The sequence below is a fragment of the Rhizobium sp. SG741 genome (assembly GCF_012275435.1).
In the GTDB taxonomy this organism is placed as follows: Bacteria; Pseudomonadota; Alphaproteobacteria; order Rhizobiales; family Rhizobiaceae; genus Rhizobium; species Rhizobium lusitanum.
Map to the genome: position 1 here is coordinate 187,093 of NZ_JAAZQP010000012.1, position 18,212 is coordinate 205,304.

The window sequence follows — 18,212 nt, forward strand, 5'->3', positions numbered from 1 at the left end:
GCACTCGAAGCATTGCCCTAGACAGCGTTCGCGATCAGAATCTTGTCAAGGCTTGCAAAAATGGCTATCAGTTCCTAGATAATGGCAGCCAAATATACCTGGGCCTGTCTAACAACGAGCAACTGCAGTTCCATAAATTAGATTATGCGATTCAATTCCTGATTGAAATATTGGCCGCTTATTTCTTGGCGGTACGGGCGCTCCGCTTTCTCTTAAGCCGTTATTTAATCACACTTTATTTACTATTTTCGCACCAACCTTCTGCGCATCCTACACACGCAGGAGCTGTTTTTTTCTTTTCGCCCGGACATTCTCGGTATATAAAGCTGTCACCAAGCAGCGCCGACTTCGCTCTGACGGACGAGGAGTCGTCTGTGGCAGTTTCCCCATTGCTTCGATGAGGACGAGAAGGGACTCCACGGCACCGATCGGAAGGGCATCACAAGGCGGAGGGCCCGCTGTGCATATGGGAAAACTGAACACATTTGAGCGTCTGAACCATTGGAAAAGAACGGGAAGATATTTGTCGCTCCGCCCAAGGACGGCAGCGACTTCAAAGAACTGTTTAAGCAGTTAGCTGCTGTGGGTGCGGGCCGTCCGGTCGGCATTGACGGCTTTCCACAGGGGCCATGGACTCCGGAGCTCCTGGCAGAGGCGATTACGCAGATCGACTCCAATCGGGCCGGAGTCGATTTACGCACGGTCCAACTATGGTTTCAAGAGAACGACAAGGGGATCAGTCCTTCCAATATCAACTGGTTGGCTCGGATCTTCGGCTGCGATGATAGGGAAGCGACGAGCGAATGGCTCCTGGAGATTAGCGCGGCTCAAGCTCGTCTCACTGCCAAGAGACGAGGTTTAAAGAAAGCGACTTCTGCTGCAGATCCCGGCCCGGTGACAGGGCAAATTCAGATGCAGCCTGCGGACGCCGAGGGACAAGACGACGAGCGCGTTCCGCAAAAAAAAGGCCTCAGCTTGGCCCAACGAACGGAGGCGCTTTTTGGCAGCGGATCTCCCTTGAACCTCCCCGCGTCCACATTCGCTGGCGCCTCTGCCCTCGGATTTTTGTCGTACATCGTGGGGATACACAGCGTTACATATAGTCGGCCAGATGGGGTCGTAAAGCAGGTCGGCTTCCTGTGGGCTCCGAACTGGACGTTCCTGTTCATGATACTTTTACCGCTATTTTTTTCGTTTGTGACAGAGCTGCTACTCCTTTGGAAACAGGACGCGCGCTACAGGCTGTTGGCGCAAACAAACAGGTTTGAACGCAAGGTCTCCTGGGCGCGCAACGTCCAGGCCTATTCTTACTCGTACGCGGCGGTTTTCGTGATTTGCGTGATATTCGCCGGTGTTTTTCAATGGATTGGCGTGTGCTTGATCCCACTGTTGCAAGGTGGTGGCGACTACGCCACGAGTTGGGGCACGGTGGCAAACGTACAACCTGATCTCATATCAGTGCCGGTGGAGATCGTTTTCACTGGGCTCGCGTACCTGTACATGTGCCTCTGCTTCTATCTGTTCTTCGCGGGTCTTATTTTGCTCCACACGATCATCCACGATTTCTGGAGAATAGAAGAAGGATTGATGCCGCTGCTTGGAGGGGAGCATCATCCAGACTGCGTAGTCCGCATCAGAGTCATGCGGGGAATTTTCCGGTGCACCATCGTTGGTATCCTCGTTGCCATATGTATGAAAGTTCAAAGCTCATACCTGAGCTCGGACGGAGCGGATATTGTAACCTGGATAGTCCACGATTTGTTTTCGGTCGTATATCGTGACCATCACGCCGCCAACACCTTCGGCTACAGAATGCCGACGCACTACAGCAGTCTCCTTGTCGCCATTTCGGCGTGTGTCGTCTTTCTTTACGGCTCCATCCGCCTGAACGTCGGAGCGCGGTTCCGTGAGGCTTTGTGGAAGATGTCGGCGGTCGTTGGCCTGCTCTTCGCCACTTATTTGTTGATCGATGCCTTTGACGGCTTTTCAATCATTCTCATCGCGGGAGTGCTGGTTGCGACATACGGCCTCTTTGATCCAGAGTTCGGGCTGCCGCGATCGCGCAAATCGGAGAGCAATCAGGGTGTATCATAGGTGGCTGGATCGTTGGGACGAACGTCGAGCCCAACGCGGTGAAGAAGTTAAGGAAGCGACGGATTTCATCCTCGACTCCGGCCGCGCCTTCCCCGGTGCGGAGGAGGCAGACTCTCTCGAGGAGTTTTGTGTCCTTGCGGACCACGCTGTGTCCGATCCAAGCTTTTACGATGAGCCGGGACGGAGCGTGCAAGGGTTTGAAAGGCACGACGGGTGGCTCACGTTCCCTTCGGAGATCGCCACCGACGTGGACGAGAACAACACCGTTTGGGCAAAACTCACCGAAAGTGGCTCGCGCGATCAGGTTCTGGTCATTTTCCATCATTGGAATGCCCGCGCCCGACAACGCCAGATCGCCGGATTCTTCTCGAAACGTGGGATCACGGTCGTGGAGATTGCTATGCCCTATCATTTCGAACGCAGCCGACCCGGCGCGCTGTACGCCGATTATATGCTCAGCTCAAATCTCGGCCGCACGATCCAATCTGTAAGGCAGGCTGTATGGGATGGGCGGAAACTCATCCGGTGGCTGAAGAGCGAAGGCTACGGAGAGATCTCGGTTCTTGGCATGAGTCTGGGTTCGTGGGTGGCGGGTCTGATCGCAGCGCATGAACCGGCCGTATCGAAAGCTTCGCTGTTTTTGACGGCTGGAAGTCTTGCAGACATGGTTTGGACTGGACGCGCGACGCGCTCGATCCGCGAGAGCTTAGAACCGGCCATTGGACTCACGGATCTGCGGAGGGCATGGGGTCCGCTGAATTTGGAGAATTTCGCGCACAAATTGGCACGGCCCGAACTCGCGCTTCACGTGGTCTTCGCAACAAGAGACAAAGTAGTGTTGCCCGCGCTAACCAAAAGCTTCATCCGAAAACTGCAACAAGCAGGAGCGAAGCCGAGCGTTCTGAAGCTGAACTGCGGTCACTATTCGCTCGCGACGCCCCCGTACATTTTCTTGGCAGGTTGGAGCCTGAAGCGTTTTTTGTCGCGCGCCGCTACATCATAGATTGAGACGTCCAGACGCCCACGTACATGAGCCGGTTGGTTTTAGCGACCCGTCTTTGCATGTACTTTGGACAATCCCCTTACCCGGAGAATTTCCTGCCAAGCCCGGAAGCCAAGAATTTCATCTGGGGCCAGACTCGAGGCCCAAAAAAAGGAAATCTTCCCCGAGCCGTCTCTGTAAAAATGTAAGCGGTGTTTTCCTCCCACATTGACTAAGCGCGAAAGATCGTACCGATTATCATCGCTGCTTGATTGATGGCATGAATGCACCGACCGGGACGAGCCTTTGCGCGTTGATGAAGGAGCTGTTCCACCCCATCCCGGTCGTAAAGCTGCAAGCAAGCGGGGCCTGCAAGCAACCGATTCATAAGCACAGTAGTGCCGTCGTGGCTAAGCAACAGCGCCAGCGCGTTTTCAGGGCTGCGCCTTCACCGGAAGTCGGAATGGCGCGCCTAGACGGTTGAAGGCGTTCATAGCTGCGATCGTGATTGTAAGGTCTACCAAATCTTTAGGCTCGAAAACTGCCGAGACAGCAGCATAGGCTCGGTCAGAAGCATGTGTCTCGCTGACAAGCGTTACCTCCTCGGCCCAGGCCAGCGCCGCGCGGTACTGTTCGGAGAAAAGATACGGCACCTCTTCCCATACCGGGACCAGAGCGACCTTGTCGGCTGCCATGGTCTTCAGCAGATCGCGGGTGTGCAGGTCGATACAATGTGCGCAGCCGTTGATCTGCGATACGCGCAGGAACACGAGATGGATAAGTTCCTCAGGCAAATTTGTGTTGTGTGTGACGTAGTGATGGACGCCGAAAAGGGCCTTGGCTCCAGCGGGTGCTACCTCGTACCAGTTGAGGCGCGTTGTCTCATTCATGATGGTCTCCTGTGAGTTGCGCCAACAGCCGGCGCTGCTCGAGTGACGACACGGCGATGGGAGGCGTGACATCTCGACCTGATTTTATTTTGGCATGTGCCATGTCACACTTGCACGAACTCGCTCGTCCACGAGTCAAGCGAGCGAGTGCGAGGAAAGTGGCATGTGGCACAACGGCAGGAACGCAACGAATCGGTCTCATGACATCCGCGAGGGGGTGATGGCCAATGAAGCGAGCGCTGATGTGCCGCTTAGCGACCAAAGAACCGTAGAATTCGAACTGGATCGCAAACGCTTGCTGCGTCTGAGCTACCGGATGCTAGGGTCGATCACGGAGGCGGAAGATGTCGTGCAGGATGCGTGGTTGCGTTGGGTACGCGTTGAAGACGAAGTCCGTACTCCGACCGCCTATCTCACTCGCATCGTCACCCGACTATGCCTTGATCGGATGAAGTCGGCGCGAGCGCGCCGCGAGATCTATGTCGGCCCATGGCTACCAGAGCCTTTGGTCGAGCCTCTTGATGGGCAAGAAGCCATTGCTGACGATGTCACTGTGACGCTGATGTTAGCGTTGGAGCGACTTTCGCCGCTAGAACGAGCGGCCTTCCTGCTCCACGAAGTGTTCGACGTGGCGCTGACCGAGGTCGCGGTCGTGCTTCATCGTGAACCTGCCACCGTTCGGCAACTTGCTTCTCGCGCACGCAAGAATGTTCAGAATGCACGACCACGATACAGCGTCGGGGCGGCAGAGGCTGATGGAATTGCGCGCGCTTTTTTTGCGGCTTCGCGTGACGGCGATGTCACCGCGCTTTCGGCGTTGCTTGCGCGCGATGTCGAGATACATAGCGACGGCGGCGGCAAGGTGCTGGCGTTCCGAGAAGTCATCCGCGGCTTGGAACGTGCACTGCGACTCTTCGTTTCCGCTCAGCGAAAGGCCGCGACTCCGCCCACCTTGCTGCGAACCGCAACTATTGACGGCCTGCCCGGGTATGTAAGCCTTGATTCAAATGGTGGGCTGCAAACAACAGCTCTCGGCATTCGCGACGGTAAGATTTTCGCGATCTATATCGTCAAAAACCCGAATAAGCTGACGCATATTGACGTTTAAGATCGCCGCTGCGGCCTTCGAGCGCCCGGCCGCACAGCATTCATCTAAGCGGTATTCTCAGGCCACGGGCTTGGTTTCTGGCTGGTCGGCGAAGGCCCAAGGCAACAGGTCGTCGAGCTGACTATTCGGGTGGCCATTGACGATTTTGCTGATGACGTCGGCCAGATAGGCAAGTGGCTCAACGTCATTGAGCTTGGCCGTTTCGATGAGCGAGGCGATCGTTGCCCAGTGTTCGGCCCCGGCGTCGGAGCCTGCGAACAAGGCATTCTTCCGATTGAGGGCGATCGGCCTGATGGAACGCTCGACAGTGTTGGAGTCGATCTCGATGCGACCGTCATCGATGAAACGGGTCAACCCGTCCCAGCGTGAGAGCGTATAGCGGATGGCTTCGGCGAGCTTGGTCTTCTGGCTGATGAGGGAGAGTTGTTTGGTCAGCCAAGGCGCAAGACTGTCGATGATCGGACGGCTCGTTTCCTGTCGGACGGCGCGGCGTTCCTCATGGGTGATGCCGCGGATATCGTCCTCGATTTTGTAGAGTTCGGCGATACGCCTGAGCGCTTCGCTGGCAATGGGTGCAGGACCGGCGGCCGACAGCTCATAGAAGCGCCTGCGCACATGGCTCCAGCAGAACGCCAGAGACACGCTGTTGCCGGCGGCGAGCGCGCGATAGCCCACGTATCCGTCCACCTGCAGGACACCGACGAATCCATCAAGATGCGCCATCGGGCGTTCGCTCTTGCGATCGGGCGCATAGACATAAATGACGCCGGGCGGATCGGCTCCCTGCCATGGCCTGTCGTCGCGAGCATAGGCCCAAAGCTGCCCAGTCTTCGTCTTTCCCCGACCCGGGTCGAGCACTGGAGCGGTCGTCTCGTCGGCGAAGAGCTTGGACGAGGCCTTCAGATGCTCGAGCAGCCTTTGGTGAACCGGGCGCAGATGCCAGGCGGCTCGACCGACCCAGTCAGCGAGTGTTGAACGGTTGAGATCGATCCCCTGTCGCTTGTAAATTTGCGCCTGCCTGTAGAGCGGTAAGTGGTCGGCATATTTAGAGACAAGCACCTGGGCAACGGTCGCCTCGGTCGGAATGCCACCCTCGATCAGCCGCGTGGGAGCTGGAGCCTGGACGACGACTTCCTCACAGGCGCGGCAAGCGTATTTGGGGCGGCGCGTCACCAGAACGCGGAACTGGGCCGGCACGATGTCGAGCTTCTCGCTGACGTCCTCGCCGATCCGGTGCAGGCCGTTGCCGCAGCAGGGGCAGTCATGGCTCTCGATGTCGATGACCACATCGATGCGCGGCAGATGGGCAGGAAGTGAGCCGCGGTTTATCCGCCGTTTTGCGACCCGCTCCCGGTGCAGATCACTGGATGCATGCTCCTTCTCCTCCAGACCGTCCGTCTCGACCTGTTCGGCTTCTTCGAGCCCAAGGAGAAGCTGATCCTCCGGAAGCGTCTCGGCTCTGCGGCCGAAGCGGTGGCGCTGCAATTCCTTGATGATCTGGCGCAGCCGGGCATTCTCCGCCTCGCGCGAAAGCACCATGGCTCTGAGCGCGTTCAGGTCGTCCGGAAGCTCGTCGGCCGTCATCGTCATGGAGCGACAACAGCATAAACCGGCGACCAAAACGAGGGCGTGGGTGAGCCTGATTCAATTGGTCGCATTGGCTATCCAGCCTTCTCCGGGGCGCGCGTCTCGATGGGCGCATGAACGCGCTTCCAATCCAGCCCCTCGAACAATGCCGAGAACTGAGCGGCCGTCAGGCGCATCGCACCATCCTGCATCTTGGGCCAATGGAACTCGCCATCCTCAAGGCGTTTGGACACAAGGCACACCCCGCTGCCATCCCAGAAAACCAGCTTGATCCGGTCCGCGCGCTTGGCCCGGAACACGTAGATCGTGCCGGAGAACGGGTCAGCACCCATCTCGGCCTTTACCAGCGCAGCCAGGCCCTCCGCGCCTTTGCGGAAATCGACAGGCCGGGTGGCGACCATGACCTTTACCGCTCCCGACGGCCCGATCACGACTGTGCCTTCACGGCTTGAATGACGGCGGCAATCGTGGCCGCGTCCGCTCCGGATGCGATCCTGACGAGCGTCCCGCCGATCTCCAATTCGATTGCGCCGCTGCTCGACTTCTTTCTCGATGCACGCGCCGGTTCAGGCTCTTTCGCCACAGGCTTCGTCGGCACATCCAGGATCGCCGACGCAAACATCGGAACATCCTCGACATCAGGTACAGTGTCCAGCGGCTTCCGGGCGAGCCGACGCCAGGTGAACAATTGCTGCGGGGTCAATCCATGACGCCGCGCCACGGAGCAGACCGTCACTCCCGGCTCATAACTCTCCGCGACGATCTGCGCCTTACGCTCGTCGCCCCACTCGCGCCGCCGGCCGCTGCCTGTGAAAACCTCGAACCGCCGCACCGGCTCTTCATCGCTGGATGTAAGCGTAAGCTGAGAAATCGACATATGTCCAAGCCCTTGTTCGGGGCTCAACATCGTCAATCACGCACTGATCCGGAAGGTGCGGTCAAAACACCGCTTACGTAAAAATTCGAAAATATTAACAAGGACTTGCTGGCGCCATTTCGTTTCGTTTCGGTTGGTTTCGCATCATATCGTGCAATCTGCGGTAATCGTCGTTTTTATCAATTATCAAAAACTGGAAGGCGTCTCGCAACTCAGTCGCGGTTCGGACTAACCCAATGTTACACGGCCACCGACTGCGGATTGCAGCGTTTGAAGGAAGCGAAGCCGGTATGAGAGCAGCTATGGAGACGGTCGTACTCGACGATCGCGGCATTCAAAGACGAGAGGGTTCAGTTGGCTTAGTCATTTTTGAGCGTGATGACTTGCTGCTACGGCACAGGCCGGAGTTTGGAGACCAGACGCTGGGAGATATCGACACAAGATTCCTGGCAATGCTTCAGGAGTTGCGCGACATCAACATCCGCTTCGGGTTCATTTCGTACCATACGGCTTCCCCATTCGATCGTAGCGCACGCATTGATAGTGCAACGCTTACGCGGTTGCTCGACGATCTTCTGAAGGTCTCGGGCGCCGTACCCGACTTCTGGATGGAGGCGATCCATTCACCGAGCCAGGGTCAAACCCGGCACTGGCCCTCGACCTCTGACCTCGATGTGATATTGAAACTGACTGAATGGTATGAAGTCGATCCGACGATGACGGTCGTGGTGCGCAAAGGAAATTTCTCTCGTTTCAGCAAAAAGACGCCTGTTTTCACGGAAATTCTTTATCCAGGATCAAGTGCCGCTGGCTCCTCCGACATCGATACGCAGGCCACAATGGTCTGGCTTAAAACGACGATCAAGCACGCTTTGAAACTGCCGTAAGTCTCATTTCGGCATCAGGGCCAGTTCTACAAAAGCGGCCTTGCTCACGCAGGCCATTCAGCTACCGGCTTCGATCCCGATCCTTATACTGTGGTGGGCGAAGTTTGATCGATTTTGACTGATCGCGGTCACGCCGTTGATTACCTTGGCGTTCCGTGCGATTTTTCTCAGAGCTATCGTGGTCGGCATTTGAGCGTGCTATGCGGGATTGATCGACGGTACGGTTGCTCGAAGTCTTGTTATCGAGTCCCTGCTCCGCTACGTGGTCGCGACCAGTCGCAGACTTCGTTTCCAAGCTATCCGAAGAGCGTTTCGCCTTACCGACCTCTGCGCGATCTCGATTCTTGGTTACACGAGAGTCGAGTTGCAGCCCGACGACCTTGCCGATGACATTGGTCGCTTGCTCGAAGAGCAGCCGATCGGCGGGATTGGCAATCTTTGCCGCAACGCTGAGGGCAGTGGTCGCCAGCATCTCCTTCGCCGCTTTCGACTGAGCAGCACTGATGGGTGTGGATCGCAGCATGTGTTCTTCTCCTTTCATTCTGGTAGGATCATGTCCGTCGCGCACGGCTACTTCCAACCGACGGTATTCGCGCTGCAGGCCGAGCGACAGATCGTGGCTCAGTTCCCGCGCCGTGCTCGGTGCACTTCGGTCCTTAGCAATGCCTTCCAGCATTTGGATGGCGCGCCCAACTGAGTGTCGGGTCTGATCAAACCGCTTCCTCGCGTCTTCCAGCTTCGGCGCGGTGGGCGTGTCGCGAAGCTTGGAGATCACCTTGTCGACAACATTCGTGGGTGCTGTCGCGCCCATGCGGTGAAACATCTCCCATTCCCATCGTTTGATGGGCGGTGGACCAGCACGCTCGACACGCTTTTGACGATCAATCGCTATTCCGCGCTCCCGCGCCTTTTCGGCGAAGCGGGTGCGCCACTCGGTGAAGTCGCGGATATTGGGGTTGAGCATCTTGCCGCTGGCATTGCGTAGCGCGACGATCACATGCAGATGCGGATGCTTCTCAAGGTCGTTGCGATTGTGGACAGCATAGGCATATCGGTGGCCGGAGAACTGCTCTTTTAGAAAGTCACGACCAGCCAGGACAAATCGGTCACGGTCGACATTGGCTGGGCCCGACAACAACAGATGCATGAAATCGCGCGGCTGACGGGTCTGCATCAGCGCGGCGACTATCTTACTCTCGACCGTAAGCTGCTTATGATCGCTTGTCGTCATCTCGCGCCGGTCCGTGGCTTGATAATAGCGGCCGCTCCTGCCCGGGCGCTCCTCGATGTGGGCCTTCGTCGAAAGCGTGACCTCCGCGCCTTGCCGCTGCATCGCATGGAGCGTCGCGGCCAGCCCCTTCGGACCGCTCGAAAACTCCACCGGATAGCGCGAGACTGGCGCCACTCCTTCCATCCGCAATGCTCTGTCCACACGCGCATCGATCGCGTGCACGTCATCCATTTCGGCGGCTATGCGATTCTGGCTGCCCCGATCGGATCGGTCCCTTTTCTCGTGCGCGATCACCAGCGCCAGGTTCAGACGGGTTTGTCCCTTTACGCCCTCGCTAACGCTGAACGCGTAGGTCCGATCGGAATCACCAACATCGCGGAACCCGTCGGACGCAAGCGAACTCAATGCGCGGGCAACGTGTTCCCGGTCGGTACTCTCCAGCTCATAGGTCAACCGTAAAACGTCCTTGCTTCCTTTCCTGTTTCCGAACTCCCGCTCCCAGGATCGGACTTCTTCGCTAAGATCGGTGACCTCACGGCCATCCTGATCATGTGCCTTTTCCTCCTTGCTTTGATAGGCAAGCACGTTGCGAGCCGAGGCCGCACCTGCTCCATACGACAACACCTTGACGACGACGGCGTTATTGCCACTCGCCCGACTTAAGGCTGTCGCCGCGCCGGCGTTCCGCCCAACCGAGGGGACCCCCACCTTTGCCCTCACCGGCGCCTTTTTGGTTCCACCGCCACCGCCGCCGCGGCGTCGAAGCTCATCCTCGATGAGGTCGAAATAGCTCGGTAGTCTGCGGCCTTCAGGCTTAGACCCCGAGCGACTTCTGGAGAGGTCGTTCATCGTGTTTCCTGATCAGGTCGGCGATAAAAGTGGATGGTCTCACAAAGGCTGCATCGCGGATCGAATCCACGGCGGCCATCACCTCGCCCAGCTTGGTCATGATGGCGGCGGCGAGGATGGCTTGGTCGCGCTCTTCCGACAGAAACTCCTCGTTCCGGAAGGCGAGCTCGCGGAGGAACTGGTGCATGTTTGCCAGCTGCCGTTCGTGCTCTTCGAGGATCGCAGGTATATGCATAATCTCCCTGGTGACGATGAGCTTTGCGACAAGATTGACGGAAATATCGAGCCGGCCGGCAAGCAGCTCCACGTTGCTCAGGACATGGGCCGGTAGACGGAACATGACGGCCGGTTCGCGCATCTGCCTACAGCCCCCTCGCCTTCAGCGCTTCGAGGATCAGTCTGTGGGTCGCCGATGAGAGCTGCTCATGCCGTTCCAGCGATACGCGGAAAATCTTCGTCAGCACGTCATCGTCGAGGTAGAGGGAAATACGCTTCCTCTTCACGGATCCCGTAATTTCGTCGGCTTCTATCGCCTGCTCTTCCGGAATTTCTCTTCTGGCTGGAGGACGGCCGAGCTTTGACCTTGGCTCCGTATTGACGCTCGGCTCCTGCGCCTGGGGAGGATCCTCCGGCATCAGCTTGTCGAGATCGAGGCTTGTCGGCATGTAGGAGGTCGCATCCTCCTCCACGTCCCTCGCCTGATCCTCTCTCGATCGGGCAAGGGCGAGAATATTGCCAGCCGGCGTTCTTTCCCTCGACATCGCGCTCAGGCAGCCTCCGCCTGCAGAAGGCCGATGAACTCGTTATTGATCTTTTTTACGAGATCTATCGCGTCAAGCACGCTTTCTGAGGCGCGCCGCTTGGCCGACGGCGTCAGCGTCGGATTGTTCTCGATGCTGGCGAGCTTGGAATAGAGCGACCCGAAGCCGGCGCCGACATCGCTGAAATGATTGCTCTTCCGAATGACCGTGTCGACCATCGGAATTCGGCCGCTTGTCAGGATGGCATGGACTTCCGGAAGGGAGCGATTGTGCTTGAGGGCGATCATGTCCACGTAGTTCCAGATCGCCGCATATGGAATTGGACCCTGCACCCGCTTCCTGGAAATCTCCTTGAGGATCGTCGCCACCTTGATGGCTGAAGTCGCGGCCGTCGGTTCGGGTATGACAGGAATGAGGACTGCATCGCATTCGTGATAGACCTCGATTGCCCGCTGGTGAACGTATCCGCCGACATCGTAGATTCGAATATCCGCCGCAGGTGCCTCCGCGAGGCGATCTGCAAACCGGTCATCCGGCGCGACCCGCAGATGCAGCAGCGTGCCGTCGGTGGGGAGCAATCCCCGTTTCATGGAGACATTGTACCACCGCGTCGACGATTCCTGCTCGTCGCAATCGATGAGCAGTGTCCTGTGGCCCTGCTGGGCGAACTCGGCTGCAAGATTGACGTTCAAGGTTGATTTGCCGGCGCCACCCTTGAAGGTCGAGATCGCGAGCGAAAGTGGTTTTCCTGTCATGGAGCCCTCAGCCTCGAAGATTCGCTTGGCTCTGCGCCTGCTGGCGGGCCGCGACCAGATCATCGTTGAGCCTGTTGGCTTCGCGCTCCCGGGCTGCATCTGCCTTGGGATCGCTCCCCGGCCAGAACTTCAGGATCGGCAGGAAAAGGAGCACGAAGAAGGTGATTGTCGCGCCTTTGAACCAGTGGGACTGCTCGTAAAGGTCCGCCGCCCATTGCCAGAGCGCCCGCGTCCATTCCGTCGGTAGCAAGAGGTAAGATAGCGTCAGCGCAAGGCCGTAGGCCAGGAAGGCGGCGATCACCACACAGGCAGCCGTGACGACCAGAAGGTTGGCGACTAAGACCAGAAACCACATTGCCCTGAAGGGAAAAGTCACGACCCTGATGGCCTTTCGATGTGCTGACATCTACCTTCTCCGTGCGCACATTTGAGTGTCAGACCAAACATATCGCAATCCTCGCGGTATTTCCAGACTTGCACTGCAGTATAATTTTGTGCATGCTTCGCGACAGCCAATTGATGACGGATTCACGCATGAACCCCGGCGCGCGGCGGCTTACTCGCCTCCTTTTTTGCACCATTGCATGCACGCAGGACGCCCTGGCGATTGCCGCGGAGGACGATGCTGCTTCGAGAGTCGTCAACTCCTATCAGAAGGCTTACGCAGAGGGGCGCGATCTGATCCCTCCTCCCGAAACAATCCTCGATACCTCATCGATAGTCGAGCGGCTCGACCTGCAAACGATCATGCCTGAGGGCGCCCTGAGCGGGAGCGCGTTTCTTGCCTCCGATGGGACCATCGTCAAACTGGCGGGTGTCCAAGGCTGTCTCTCGGTCGAAGAGGTGGAATTCGCTGGCCTGCGGACGACATGCGCGATGGTTTCACTCGCCGGTTTGACCGCCACGCTCGGCGAAGCCAAGGCGGTCGCTGGCAACGCATTTCCGTGCCATTTCCTCGGGCAAAACACAGGCACGCCGACTGTGCGCTTTGCCGAGTGCTTTTTCGTGAAGGACGGCGACGCACAATCGCTTTCGGAGGTGCTTATCGCCAAGGGATTGGCGTTTGCTGCCCGTGACCGTGCCGGCCGCGCGATATTCCCGGAATATGCGCAGGCAGAGGAAAACGCGAAGAGAACAAAGACTGGAATCTGGGCGAACGCCCACTTCACGCATCCCTACGGTGAGCGCTATCGCGCCAATCCTTCCATGAACTGATCGCGATGAGGTTCCTGATGTTGATGTCCACGCTCGCAGCTTCCGGCCTCTTTGCAGGCATATCGATCATGCCGATGCTCGCCGGGACGAGCCACCCAGAACCTCCTCGCCTCCAGGCGCCGATCATCCCTATTCAGGCGCTTAAGAGCGAAGGTACTACCGCAGGCAGCCAAGAAAGCGATCGAACCCAATTTGTCCCGTTTCCGGTGCAAGCGCAATTCGAAACCGGCGACACCTGGCTTTCCGCCGGGCGGCGATATCGTCTTTACGGCCTGCAAACGTGTCTCCGCGGAACCTCTGTCACGATTTCTCCCGGCGTCATCAGGGACTGCGGAGAGCTCAATCTGATCATGGCACAGGCATTGATCAAGGACACGAAGCCCGTCTGCGCGACGATCAAGGATCTCGACCAAAACAATGCTGTGGTGGCCTGCCAAACGACATCAGGCCAGCGGCGTTATGATCTGGCGACCTATATGATTGCCGAGGGGTGGGGATTCGCCGCCGTCGACACCAGCGGCCATTTGATCGTTCCCGGCTACAGGGTGGCTGAAGAAAGTGCAAGATCGGCACGCGCAGGCCTTTGGGCCTACTCCGACATGCCTCATCCCGTCGCAGTCCTGGCCGGCCAAGCGGGAGCGCAGCGATGAGAGGTGCATCATTGTCGATGTTGCTGATGATGATGACGGCGACCGCCGCTTCGGCGCAAAACAGACCGGCCGATATCCCCCGGCAGATCTTCGGAAAAGTCCAGGTCGTGGACGCCACAACCTTTGAATTCAGGAAGAGCGGACAAACCGTGCGGCTTGCAGGATACGAAGCCCCTCGCCTCGAACAAACAGCAACAAGCGATGGCGTCGACTGGCCGGCAGGTCAAGTTTCGCGGGCCTGGATGATCCTCCGCACACTTGGGCAGGACGTCAACTGCGCACCCATTGCTCGCGACGCGAACGGTCTGGTCCTCGCGCACTGCTTTGTTGGTGAGACGAACCTCGCCGCCACGGCTATTGCAGAAGGCATTGGCTACGCGTTCAACTACCGCGGCGAACCTCAGGTCCCCGCCTATTTCGATATCGAGAGGAAGGCCCGCGGCCTCGGATACGGCGTCTGGTCGTCGCCGGATCTTCTTCCTCCTTGGCTCTACACCGCGTCGGTGGCGACCGGGGACAAATCGAGGGCCTCTTCACTGGAACCTGACGGCGACTTGCCCCTGCCCTTGCCCGTGGGCCCCGCCAAGTCACTGACACCTAATGAAGCACATGGAGGTTGAATGAACCGCATTATTGGAACCGCTGTAGCGCTCATATTGATGTCCGGCTCCGCTTCGGTAGCGATCGCGCAGGACGGCGCCACACAGAAGCAGATCGAGCAGCGCGATCCCGGCTTTTGCGGAGCCGGAGGGGCGGGTTGCGATCCTGCCGAGGTGCAACGGTGGAAAGCTGTCGGCAACAGGCTTGCCGATCTCTCATCAGCCGATCTCAGCCAGTACGCCTATGCCTGTGCAAAGCATAGTGAGTGGAAGAGAGACTGCGAGACCGATCCGGCCGCCATCCTGAAACGCCTTGGGATCGAGGGATACTGAAGCTGGCGATGAACAAGCTTTCCGGTGGCGCGGTCCTAGCGGCGGTAATCGCCTTCCTGTTAGGCGCATTCGGCGGCTATGCGATCAACGAAGTGAGGAAGAGCGGCCAGGAGATCGATCTCGAACACGAGATCACCCGGCTAAAAGACGAAGCGCTACAGAAGACGAGCGGTGACGCTCCCAACGACGATGAGGCGAGCGCCGCAATTGCGAAGTCGGGGCGGTCAATGCGGATTTCTGAATGCAAACCGCGTCAAGCCGCGCCGGGTGTGACGTGCGCTGGCATCATTACAACGACGACGGGGTCATTTTCCGGGGCCAGGCAACCGGGCGTCCTTTCCTTTGCGAAAATTGACGGCGCCTGGACGCAGATTCAATGAACAATCTGAAGGAGCGAACAATGAGACCGACGCTGATATTGGCCGCAATCATAGTTAGTTCGGCCTCTGCGCCATCGGCGACCCCGGCGAATGCCGAGGATGCATCCTGGGGATGCCAAGTTCTCCTTTGCGCGGCGTCGCAGAACCCGTCTTGGCACGGGGTTCCCTACTGCGTTCCGCCCATGACAAAGCTCATTGCGGCCATGAAGGAGCCGGGGTTTTCGTGGCCAATCTGCCATGAGGCCAATGCCGGCAAGCCGGGTCACGAAACCTACGAAGACTGCCCGGTAGGAACGACGGTGGGCTATAGCTCGCAAGGAAACAACGGCGGGGGAGGCGAGCCCGATCAATGCATCAAGACCGTCGATATTTGCCGGTCTGCCGGTCAGCGCGCTTCTGACGCCGACCTAAGGGGAGCCGTGATACGGCGGACCTTCGGCGATCGAGGCGATAGCTGCACTGAGCAGATCGCGACGCGGCGGCCGCGCCGCGCGGATCCCTATTTCTTCGATATTCCTGACGAACAAGGCGTGAAGCAAAGGTTCTGGTTCAACCTGAATCACTAGCCCGCGTCGAATGCGTGTCACGCGCCAGAACTTACGTCGGCTCGTCAGTGGCTTTCTTTTTCCTGCGACGGGCTCGCCATGCCGCTATCCGAGCAAGGTCACTGTCCGAAACCCTGAACAAATCCTCGATCGTGACATTCCACTCGCGCTGCATCTTGTCGAGGGTCGACAGCTTGACATCCCGCATGCCGCGGGTGACCTGAGACATATAGGCTTCCGACACGCCGAGCTGCTCGGCCAGGTCCTTGTTCGTCAACCGGCGCTGGGCCTTCAATCGCATCAGACCGATGGCGAGCCGCTCCTGAAAGGAGAGCGACTTCAGGTCAACCATGTTCGAAAGCTGATCAGCGCCATCGTCCCTCACCCGCGTCATCGAATGATATCCTCACCCGGAGGGTCCATGAACGCGTCGCCGTACGGTAGGCGCCGATAAGGGGAAGCGAGAGCGCGCCGACAGCTGCTTGAATATTTCAGAGTTCTACCGCTCATTCGATGCATGACGTTATTCTGAGACCAAGAAGGTAAGCGCAAACGGTTGTTGTTCATCTCTAGCATGCGACTGTTCACAAGTCCGTTACGCTCAATACACCGCGGCCGACAGCCGGTGCAAGAGACCGATTGCACGCCGCGAGAAGGATGCTCCAGTCAGGCCCTGCTTCCCGCTGTTATTGATGTTTCCCCGTGTTTGTACACCAATCTCCAATTGCGCCAAACTTTAACTGCGGTTAAATTTTTGTCGGTTCTATCAAAGGGAGAAAACTGATGGTGTGGCTCGAGCGGTTTGGCTATCGGTTTGACACGCGGCGGTTAGGAATAGCGGCCCTGTTCCTGGCACTCGCATTCGTCGCTGCTCGGGTGGCCTTTAGAGATAGTCTGACCCTGGGCTATGCGATGGTCATCCCCTCCTACATCTTCCTGTCCGTTGCGATTGAAGGTGCTCGCACAGGGAAAGGCAGCTTTTGGGACATTCGCGGTTGGGCGGAGACGGCCATCGCCGTCGCTGGTGCCGCGGGTGTCGGATATCTCGGCTTCAGCCTTTGGTCGATCGGATATTGACGGCAAACCATGCGTATCGTGGTCCGCAACAGCTCGACCCATGTGTTGTCTGAACTGAGCGACCGCGAGGCGGTCGCGTTACGGGCATGGTACGGCAACGCTGCCTCCAACGACGACGAGGTGATCGCGCTTGCGATTATCCGGCGCGTCAAGGTTATGAATGGCTGGATCGAATGCGACTGTCTGGGCGGGCGACACCAGCCGCTACTTGCCCCGATCCAGCAGGAACGCACGTTTACCCTGCGACGGCTAACCGCGAAGGATGAGGTCCCCGGCCGACACGACAAGCGACCAAATCACGCGCCATCCTGTCCATTCCATGTCGACAAGGACGCCGACCCCGCCCTCTTCGATCGTAGCTTTCATCTTCGCCCACTGCCGAGATCGGATCGCACCTACATCGATGCACTTCCCGCCATTCCCATCCGCCTTGCCGATGTCTCAGGTCAAGATCCCTCCCGGTCGACAGAACGAAACGACCGGCCATCACGACTCGGAGGCATCCTGTGGCGAATGCTCGAGAAGGCGGGCACCAACGTGGTCCCGCCGCTACAGGACGAGCCCGATCTCAAACTCGGCAATCAGCTCGCCCGGCTGCGCTCGGCCGCGAGGGAACTCAGGGTGCTCAGGACCTGGACACTAAATGCGCTTCTATCGACCTGGGCTGCGGACTATTGGAATCCCGACAGCCGTTGGCAACGGTTGCTTGCGACCTCCCGCCCCGACTGGCTTGAAGGACTTCGCCGCACCGGGTTCATGCTGCTGTTCTCAACCAGCGTATCCACGCAGGCGATCATGCCAGCATCTTCCTCGCGAACAATGGACATCCTTGCGAAGGTTCGACAGCCGCTCCGCGGCGATCCGGCAAGTCGAGGGCCATTTCTGACCCTTCTGAACGTGGATTTTCAGGAAGACGATGAAGGCCCGGCTCGGGCTGTGCAGGCCTACGCCCAGCCGGTCTACAACGGCGATACGCTTTTCCCCGTCGAGTCCGGATTTGAGCGTGACGTTTCCCATCTGCTATTCTGGCTTCAGCAATCGCTCTTCGACGCTGCGCCAGAACTCCGGATCTCCATTATCAAGCCACTCTTCGCGTCGGAAACGCCCATAGGTCTTTGCAGACCAGACTTCGTCTTGGAAATTGCATATAGAGATCACCCACCGCGCAGACTCCTCGTTGAGGCCTTCGGGATGGAGACGGAGGAATATCGGGAGGCCAAGGAAAAAACCATTCCGCGAATGAAGCACCTCGGGCCAATCTTCGGCATTTTTCCGGAGGACCTTACCGGACCGAATTCTGAAAATACTGGGCGGCGGCTGCAGGCGTGGGTCGTCGACAAGTTAGGAGATCGCTGAAACTTGCGGCGGAACGCCGGGTCGATGATCCACGTG

The 18,212-nt window shown here is 58.3% G+C and carries 22 protein-coding genes; 12 read left to right on the forward strand and 10 right to left on the reverse strand.

The window, feature by feature from the left end; translation table 11 throughout:
* Nucleotides 1–501: 501 nt before the first annotated feature.
* Together FHT29_RS34710 and FHT29_RS26810 are read left to right on the forward strand one after the other, a co-directional pair.
* Nucleotides 502–2,094, forward strand: a complete 1,593-nt coding sequence (locus tag FHT29_RS34710) for a hypothetical protein (RefSeq protein WP_168600500.1) — start codon at nt 502–504, stop codon at nt 2,092–2,094.
* The gene (locus tag FHT29_RS26810; protein ID WP_047636005.1) at nt 2,084–3,097 is read left to right on the forward strand and encodes an alpha/beta hydrolase family protein; all 1,014 of its coding nucleotides are present in this window, start codon (nt 2,084–2,086) and stop codon (nt 3,095–3,097) included. Before FHT29_RS34710 ends, FHT29_RS26810 begins: the two co-directional genes overlap by 11 nt.
* Nucleotides 3,098–3,510: 413 nt before the next feature.
* Here the strand turns inward: FHT29_RS26810 and FHT29_RS26815 are convergent, their stop codons facing one another.
* Complete coding sequence (locus FHT29_RS26815) at nt 3,511–3,966, reverse strand: carboxymuconolactone decarboxylase family protein (protein WP_095433221.1); 456 nt, start codon at nt 3,964–3,966, stop codon at nt 3,511–3,513.
* Between the two features lie 220 nt (nt 3,967–4,186).
* On the opposite strand from FHT29_RS26815, the gene FHT29_RS26820 reads away from it, so the two are divergent.
* Nucleotides 4,187–5,074, forward strand: a complete 888-nt coding sequence (locus tag FHT29_RS26820) for a sigma-70 family RNA polymerase sigma factor (RefSeq protein WP_168600539.1) — start codon at nt 4,187–4,189, stop codon at nt 5,072–5,074.
* A 57-nt stretch (nt 5,075–5,131) separates the two neighbouring features.
* On the opposite strand, the gene FHT29_RS26825 is transcribed toward FHT29_RS26820, so the two are convergent.
* The 3 genes from FHT29_RS26825 to FHT29_RS26835 all read right to left on the reverse strand — a co-directional run bounded on the left by FHT29_RS26825 (nt 5,132) and on the right by FHT29_RS26835 (nt 7,568).
* Complete coding sequence (locus FHT29_RS26825; RefSeq protein WP_168600501.1) at nt 5,132–6,664, reverse strand: IS66 family transposase; 1,533 nt, start codon at nt 6,662–6,664, stop codon at nt 5,132–5,134.
* A 71-nt stretch (nt 6,665–6,735) separates the two neighbouring features.
* A complete protein-coding gene (gene tnpB, locus FHT29_RS26830) occupies nt 6,736–7,092 on the reverse strand; it encodes an IS66 family insertion sequence element accessory protein TnpB (RefSeq protein ID WP_095433219.1) in 357 nt (118 codons plus the stop codon).
* Nucleotides 7,089–7,568, reverse strand: a complete 480-nt coding sequence (locus FHT29_RS26835) for a transposase (RefSeq protein ID WP_348644898.1) — start codon at nt 7,566–7,568, stop codon at nt 7,089–7,091. The genes tnpB and FHT29_RS26835 overlap by 4 nt, the downstream gene beginning before the upstream one ends.
* Nucleotides 7,569–7,840: 272 nt before the next feature.
* Between FHT29_RS26835 and FHT29_RS26840 the strand changes: the two genes are divergently transcribed.
* The gene (locus FHT29_RS26840) at nt 7,841–8,425 is read left to right on the forward strand and encodes a hypothetical protein (RefSeq protein ID WP_047636006.1); all 585 of its coding nucleotides are present in this window, start codon (nt 7,841–7,843) and stop codon (nt 8,423–8,425) included.
* Nucleotides 8,426–8,486: 61 nt separating this feature from the next.
* On the opposite strand, the gene FHT29_RS26845 is transcribed toward FHT29_RS26840, so the two are convergent.
* Genes FHT29_RS26845 through FHT29_RS26865 form a run of 5 tightly spaced genes read right to left on the reverse strand, consistent with a single transcriptional unit; the run spans nt 8,487 to nt 12,427 of the window.
* A complete protein-coding gene (locus FHT29_RS26845) occupies nt 8,487–10,505 on the reverse strand; it encodes a hypothetical protein (RefSeq protein WP_047636007.1) in 2,019 nt (672 codons plus the stop codon).
* On the reverse strand, nt 10,471–10,863 hold the full coding sequence (locus tag FHT29_RS26850; protein WP_047636008.1) for a hypothetical protein: 393 nt from the start codon (nt 10,861–10,863) through the stop codon (nt 10,471–10,473). The genes FHT29_RS26845 and FHT29_RS26850 overlap by 35 nt, the downstream gene beginning before the upstream one ends.
* A 4-nt stretch (nt 10,864–10,867) precedes the next feature.
* Nucleotides 10,868–11,266, reverse strand: coding sequence for a hypothetical protein (locus FHT29_RS26855; RefSeq protein ID WP_047636009.1), 399 nt, complete (start codon nt 11,264–11,266; stop codon nt 10,868–10,870).
* A gap of 5 nt (nt 11,267–11,271) precedes the next feature.
* The gene (locus tag FHT29_RS26860) at nt 11,272–12,021 is read right to left on the reverse strand and encodes a ParA family protein (protein WP_168600503.1); all 750 of its coding nucleotides are present in this window, start codon (nt 12,019–12,021) and stop codon (nt 11,272–11,274) included.
* Between the two features lie 7 nt (nt 12,022–12,028).
* A complete protein-coding gene (locus FHT29_RS26865) occupies nt 12,029–12,427 on the reverse strand; it encodes a hypothetical protein (protein ID WP_047636011.1) in 399 nt (132 codons plus the stop codon).
* Here FHT29_RS26865 and FHT29_RS26870 point away from each other — a divergent pair.
* The 6 genes from FHT29_RS26870 to FHT29_RS26895 all read left to right on the forward strand — a co-directional run bounded on the left by FHT29_RS26870 (nt 12,418) and on the right by FHT29_RS26895 (nt 15,764).
* The gene (locus tag FHT29_RS26870; protein WP_348644895.1) at nt 12,418–13,236 is read left to right on the forward strand and encodes a thermonuclease family protein; all 819 of its coding nucleotides are present in this window, start codon (nt 12,418–12,420) and stop codon (nt 13,234–13,236) included. The two genes, FHT29_RS26865 and FHT29_RS26870, sit on opposite strands and share 10 nt — an antisense overlap.
* A 68-nt stretch (nt 13,237–13,304) precedes the next feature.
* Entirely contained in the window at nt 13,305–13,886 is a 582-nt protein-coding gene (locus FHT29_RS26875; protein WP_244509921.1) for a thermonuclease family protein, read from the forward strand.
* Nucleotides 13,883–14,506, forward strand: coding sequence for a thermonuclease family protein (locus tag FHT29_RS26880; protein ID WP_047636013.1), 624 nt, complete (start codon nt 13,883–13,885; stop codon nt 14,504–14,506). The genes FHT29_RS26875 and FHT29_RS26880 overlap by 4 nt, the downstream gene beginning before the upstream one ends.
* The gene (locus FHT29_RS26885; RefSeq protein WP_047636014.1) at nt 14,507–14,818 is read left to right on the forward strand and encodes a hypothetical protein; all 312 of its coding nucleotides are present in this window, start codon (nt 14,507–14,509) and stop codon (nt 14,816–14,818) included. It abuts the gene before it with no gap.
* Between the two features lie 8 nt (nt 14,819–14,826).
* Nucleotides 14,827–15,198 carry a hypothetical protein gene (locus FHT29_RS26890; RefSeq protein ID WP_168600504.1) on the forward strand — a complete coding sequence of 124 codons (372 nt, stop codon included), beginning with the start codon at nt 14,827–14,829 and terminating at the stop codon, nt 15,196–15,198.
* Nucleotides 15,199–15,380: 182 nt separating this feature from the next.
* On the forward strand, nt 15,381–15,764 hold the full coding sequence (locus FHT29_RS26895; RefSeq protein ID WP_343287069.1) for a hypothetical protein: 384 nt from the start codon (nt 15,381–15,383) through the stop codon (nt 15,762–15,764).
* A 31-nt stretch (nt 15,765–15,795) separates the two neighbouring features.
* On the opposite strand, the gene FHT29_RS26900 is transcribed toward FHT29_RS26895, so the two are convergent.
* Entirely contained in the window at nt 15,796–16,137 is a 342-nt protein-coding gene (locus FHT29_RS26900) for a helix-turn-helix transcriptional regulator (protein WP_047636016.1), read from the reverse strand.
* Between the two features lie 389 nt (nt 16,138–16,526).
* Between FHT29_RS26900 and FHT29_RS26905 the strand changes: the two genes are divergently transcribed.
* Both FHT29_RS26905 and FHT29_RS26910 read left to right on the forward strand, forming a co-directional pair.
* Entirely contained in the window at nt 16,527–16,820 is a 294-nt protein-coding gene (locus tag FHT29_RS26905) for a hypothetical protein (protein WP_047636017.1), read from the forward strand.
* A gap of 9 nt (nt 16,821–16,829) precedes the next feature.
* A complete protein-coding gene (locus tag FHT29_RS26910; RefSeq protein ID WP_047636018.1) occupies nt 16,830–18,176 on the forward strand; it encodes a hypothetical protein in 1,347 nt (448 codons plus the stop codon).
* Nucleotides 18,177–18,212: the final 36 nt, after the last annotated feature.

Coding starts and splice junctions, on each gene's coding strand:
- FHT29_RS26815 (WP_095433221.1), bottom strand. CDS start 3,966: ATGAATGAGACAACGCGCCTCAACTGGTACGAGGTAGCACCCGCTGGA.
- FHT29_RS26820 (WP_168600539.1), top strand. CDS start 4,187: ATGGCCAATGAAGCGAGCGCTGATGTGCCGCTTAGCGACCAAAGAACC.
- FHT29_RS26825 (WP_168600501.1), bottom strand. CDS start 6,664: ATGACGATGACGGCCGACGAGCTTCCGGACGACCTGAACGCGCTCAGA.
- FHT29_RS26835 (WP_348644898.1), bottom strand. CDS start 7,568: ATGTTGAGCCCCGAACAAGGGCTTGGACATATGTCGATTTCTCAGCTT.
- FHT29_RS26840 (WP_047636006.1), top strand. CDS start 7,841: ATGGAGACGGTCGTACTCGACGATCGCGGCATTCAAAGACGAGAGGGT.
- FHT29_RS26845 (WP_047636007.1), bottom strand. CDS start 10,505: ATGAACGACCTCTCCAGAAGTCGCTCGGGGTCTAAGCCTGAAGGCCGC.
- FHT29_RS26850 (WP_047636008.1), bottom strand. CDS start 10,863: ATGCGCGAACCGGCCGTCATGTTCCGTCTACCGGCCCATGTCCTGAGC.
- FHT29_RS26855 (WP_047636009.1), bottom strand. CDS start 11,266: ATGTCGAGGGAAAGAACGCCGGCTGGCAATATTCTCGCCCTTGCCCGA.
- FHT29_RS26860 (WP_168600503.1), bottom strand. CDS start 12,021: ATGACAGGAAAACCACTTTCGCTCGCGATCTCGACCTTCAAGGGTGGC.
- FHT29_RS26865 (WP_047636011.1), bottom strand. CDS start 12,427: ATGTCAGCACATCGAAAGGCCATCAGGGTCGTGACTTTTCCCTTCAGG.
- FHT29_RS26875 (WP_244509921.1), top strand. CDS start 13,305: ATGCCGATGCTCGCCGGGACGAGCCACCCAGAACCTCCTCGCCTCCAG.
- FHT29_RS26880 (WP_047636013.1), top strand. CDS start 13,883: ATGAGAGGTGCATCATTGTCGATGTTGCTGATGATGATGACGGCGACC.
- FHT29_RS26885 (WP_047636014.1), top strand. CDS start 14,507: ATGAACCGCATTATTGGAACCGCTGTAGCGCTCATATTGATGTCCGGC.
- FHT29_RS26890 (WP_168600504.1), top strand. CDS start 14,827: ATGAACAAGCTTTCCGGTGGCGCGGTCCTAGCGGCGGTAATCGCCTTC.
- FHT29_RS26895 (WP_343287069.1), top strand. CDS start 15,381: ATGACAAAGCTCATTGCGGCCATGAAGGAGCCGGGGTTTTCGTGGCCA.
- FHT29_RS26900 (WP_047636016.1), bottom strand. CDS start 16,137: ATGACGCGGGTGAGGGACGATGGCGCTGATCAGCTTTCGAACATGGTT.
- FHT29_RS26905 (WP_047636017.1), top strand. CDS start 16,527: ATGGTGTGGCTCGAGCGGTTTGGCTATCGGTTTGACACGCGGCGGTTA.
- FHT29_RS26910 (WP_047636018.1), top strand. CDS start 16,830: ATGCGTATCGTGGTCCGCAACAGCTCGACCCATGTGTTGTCTGAACTG.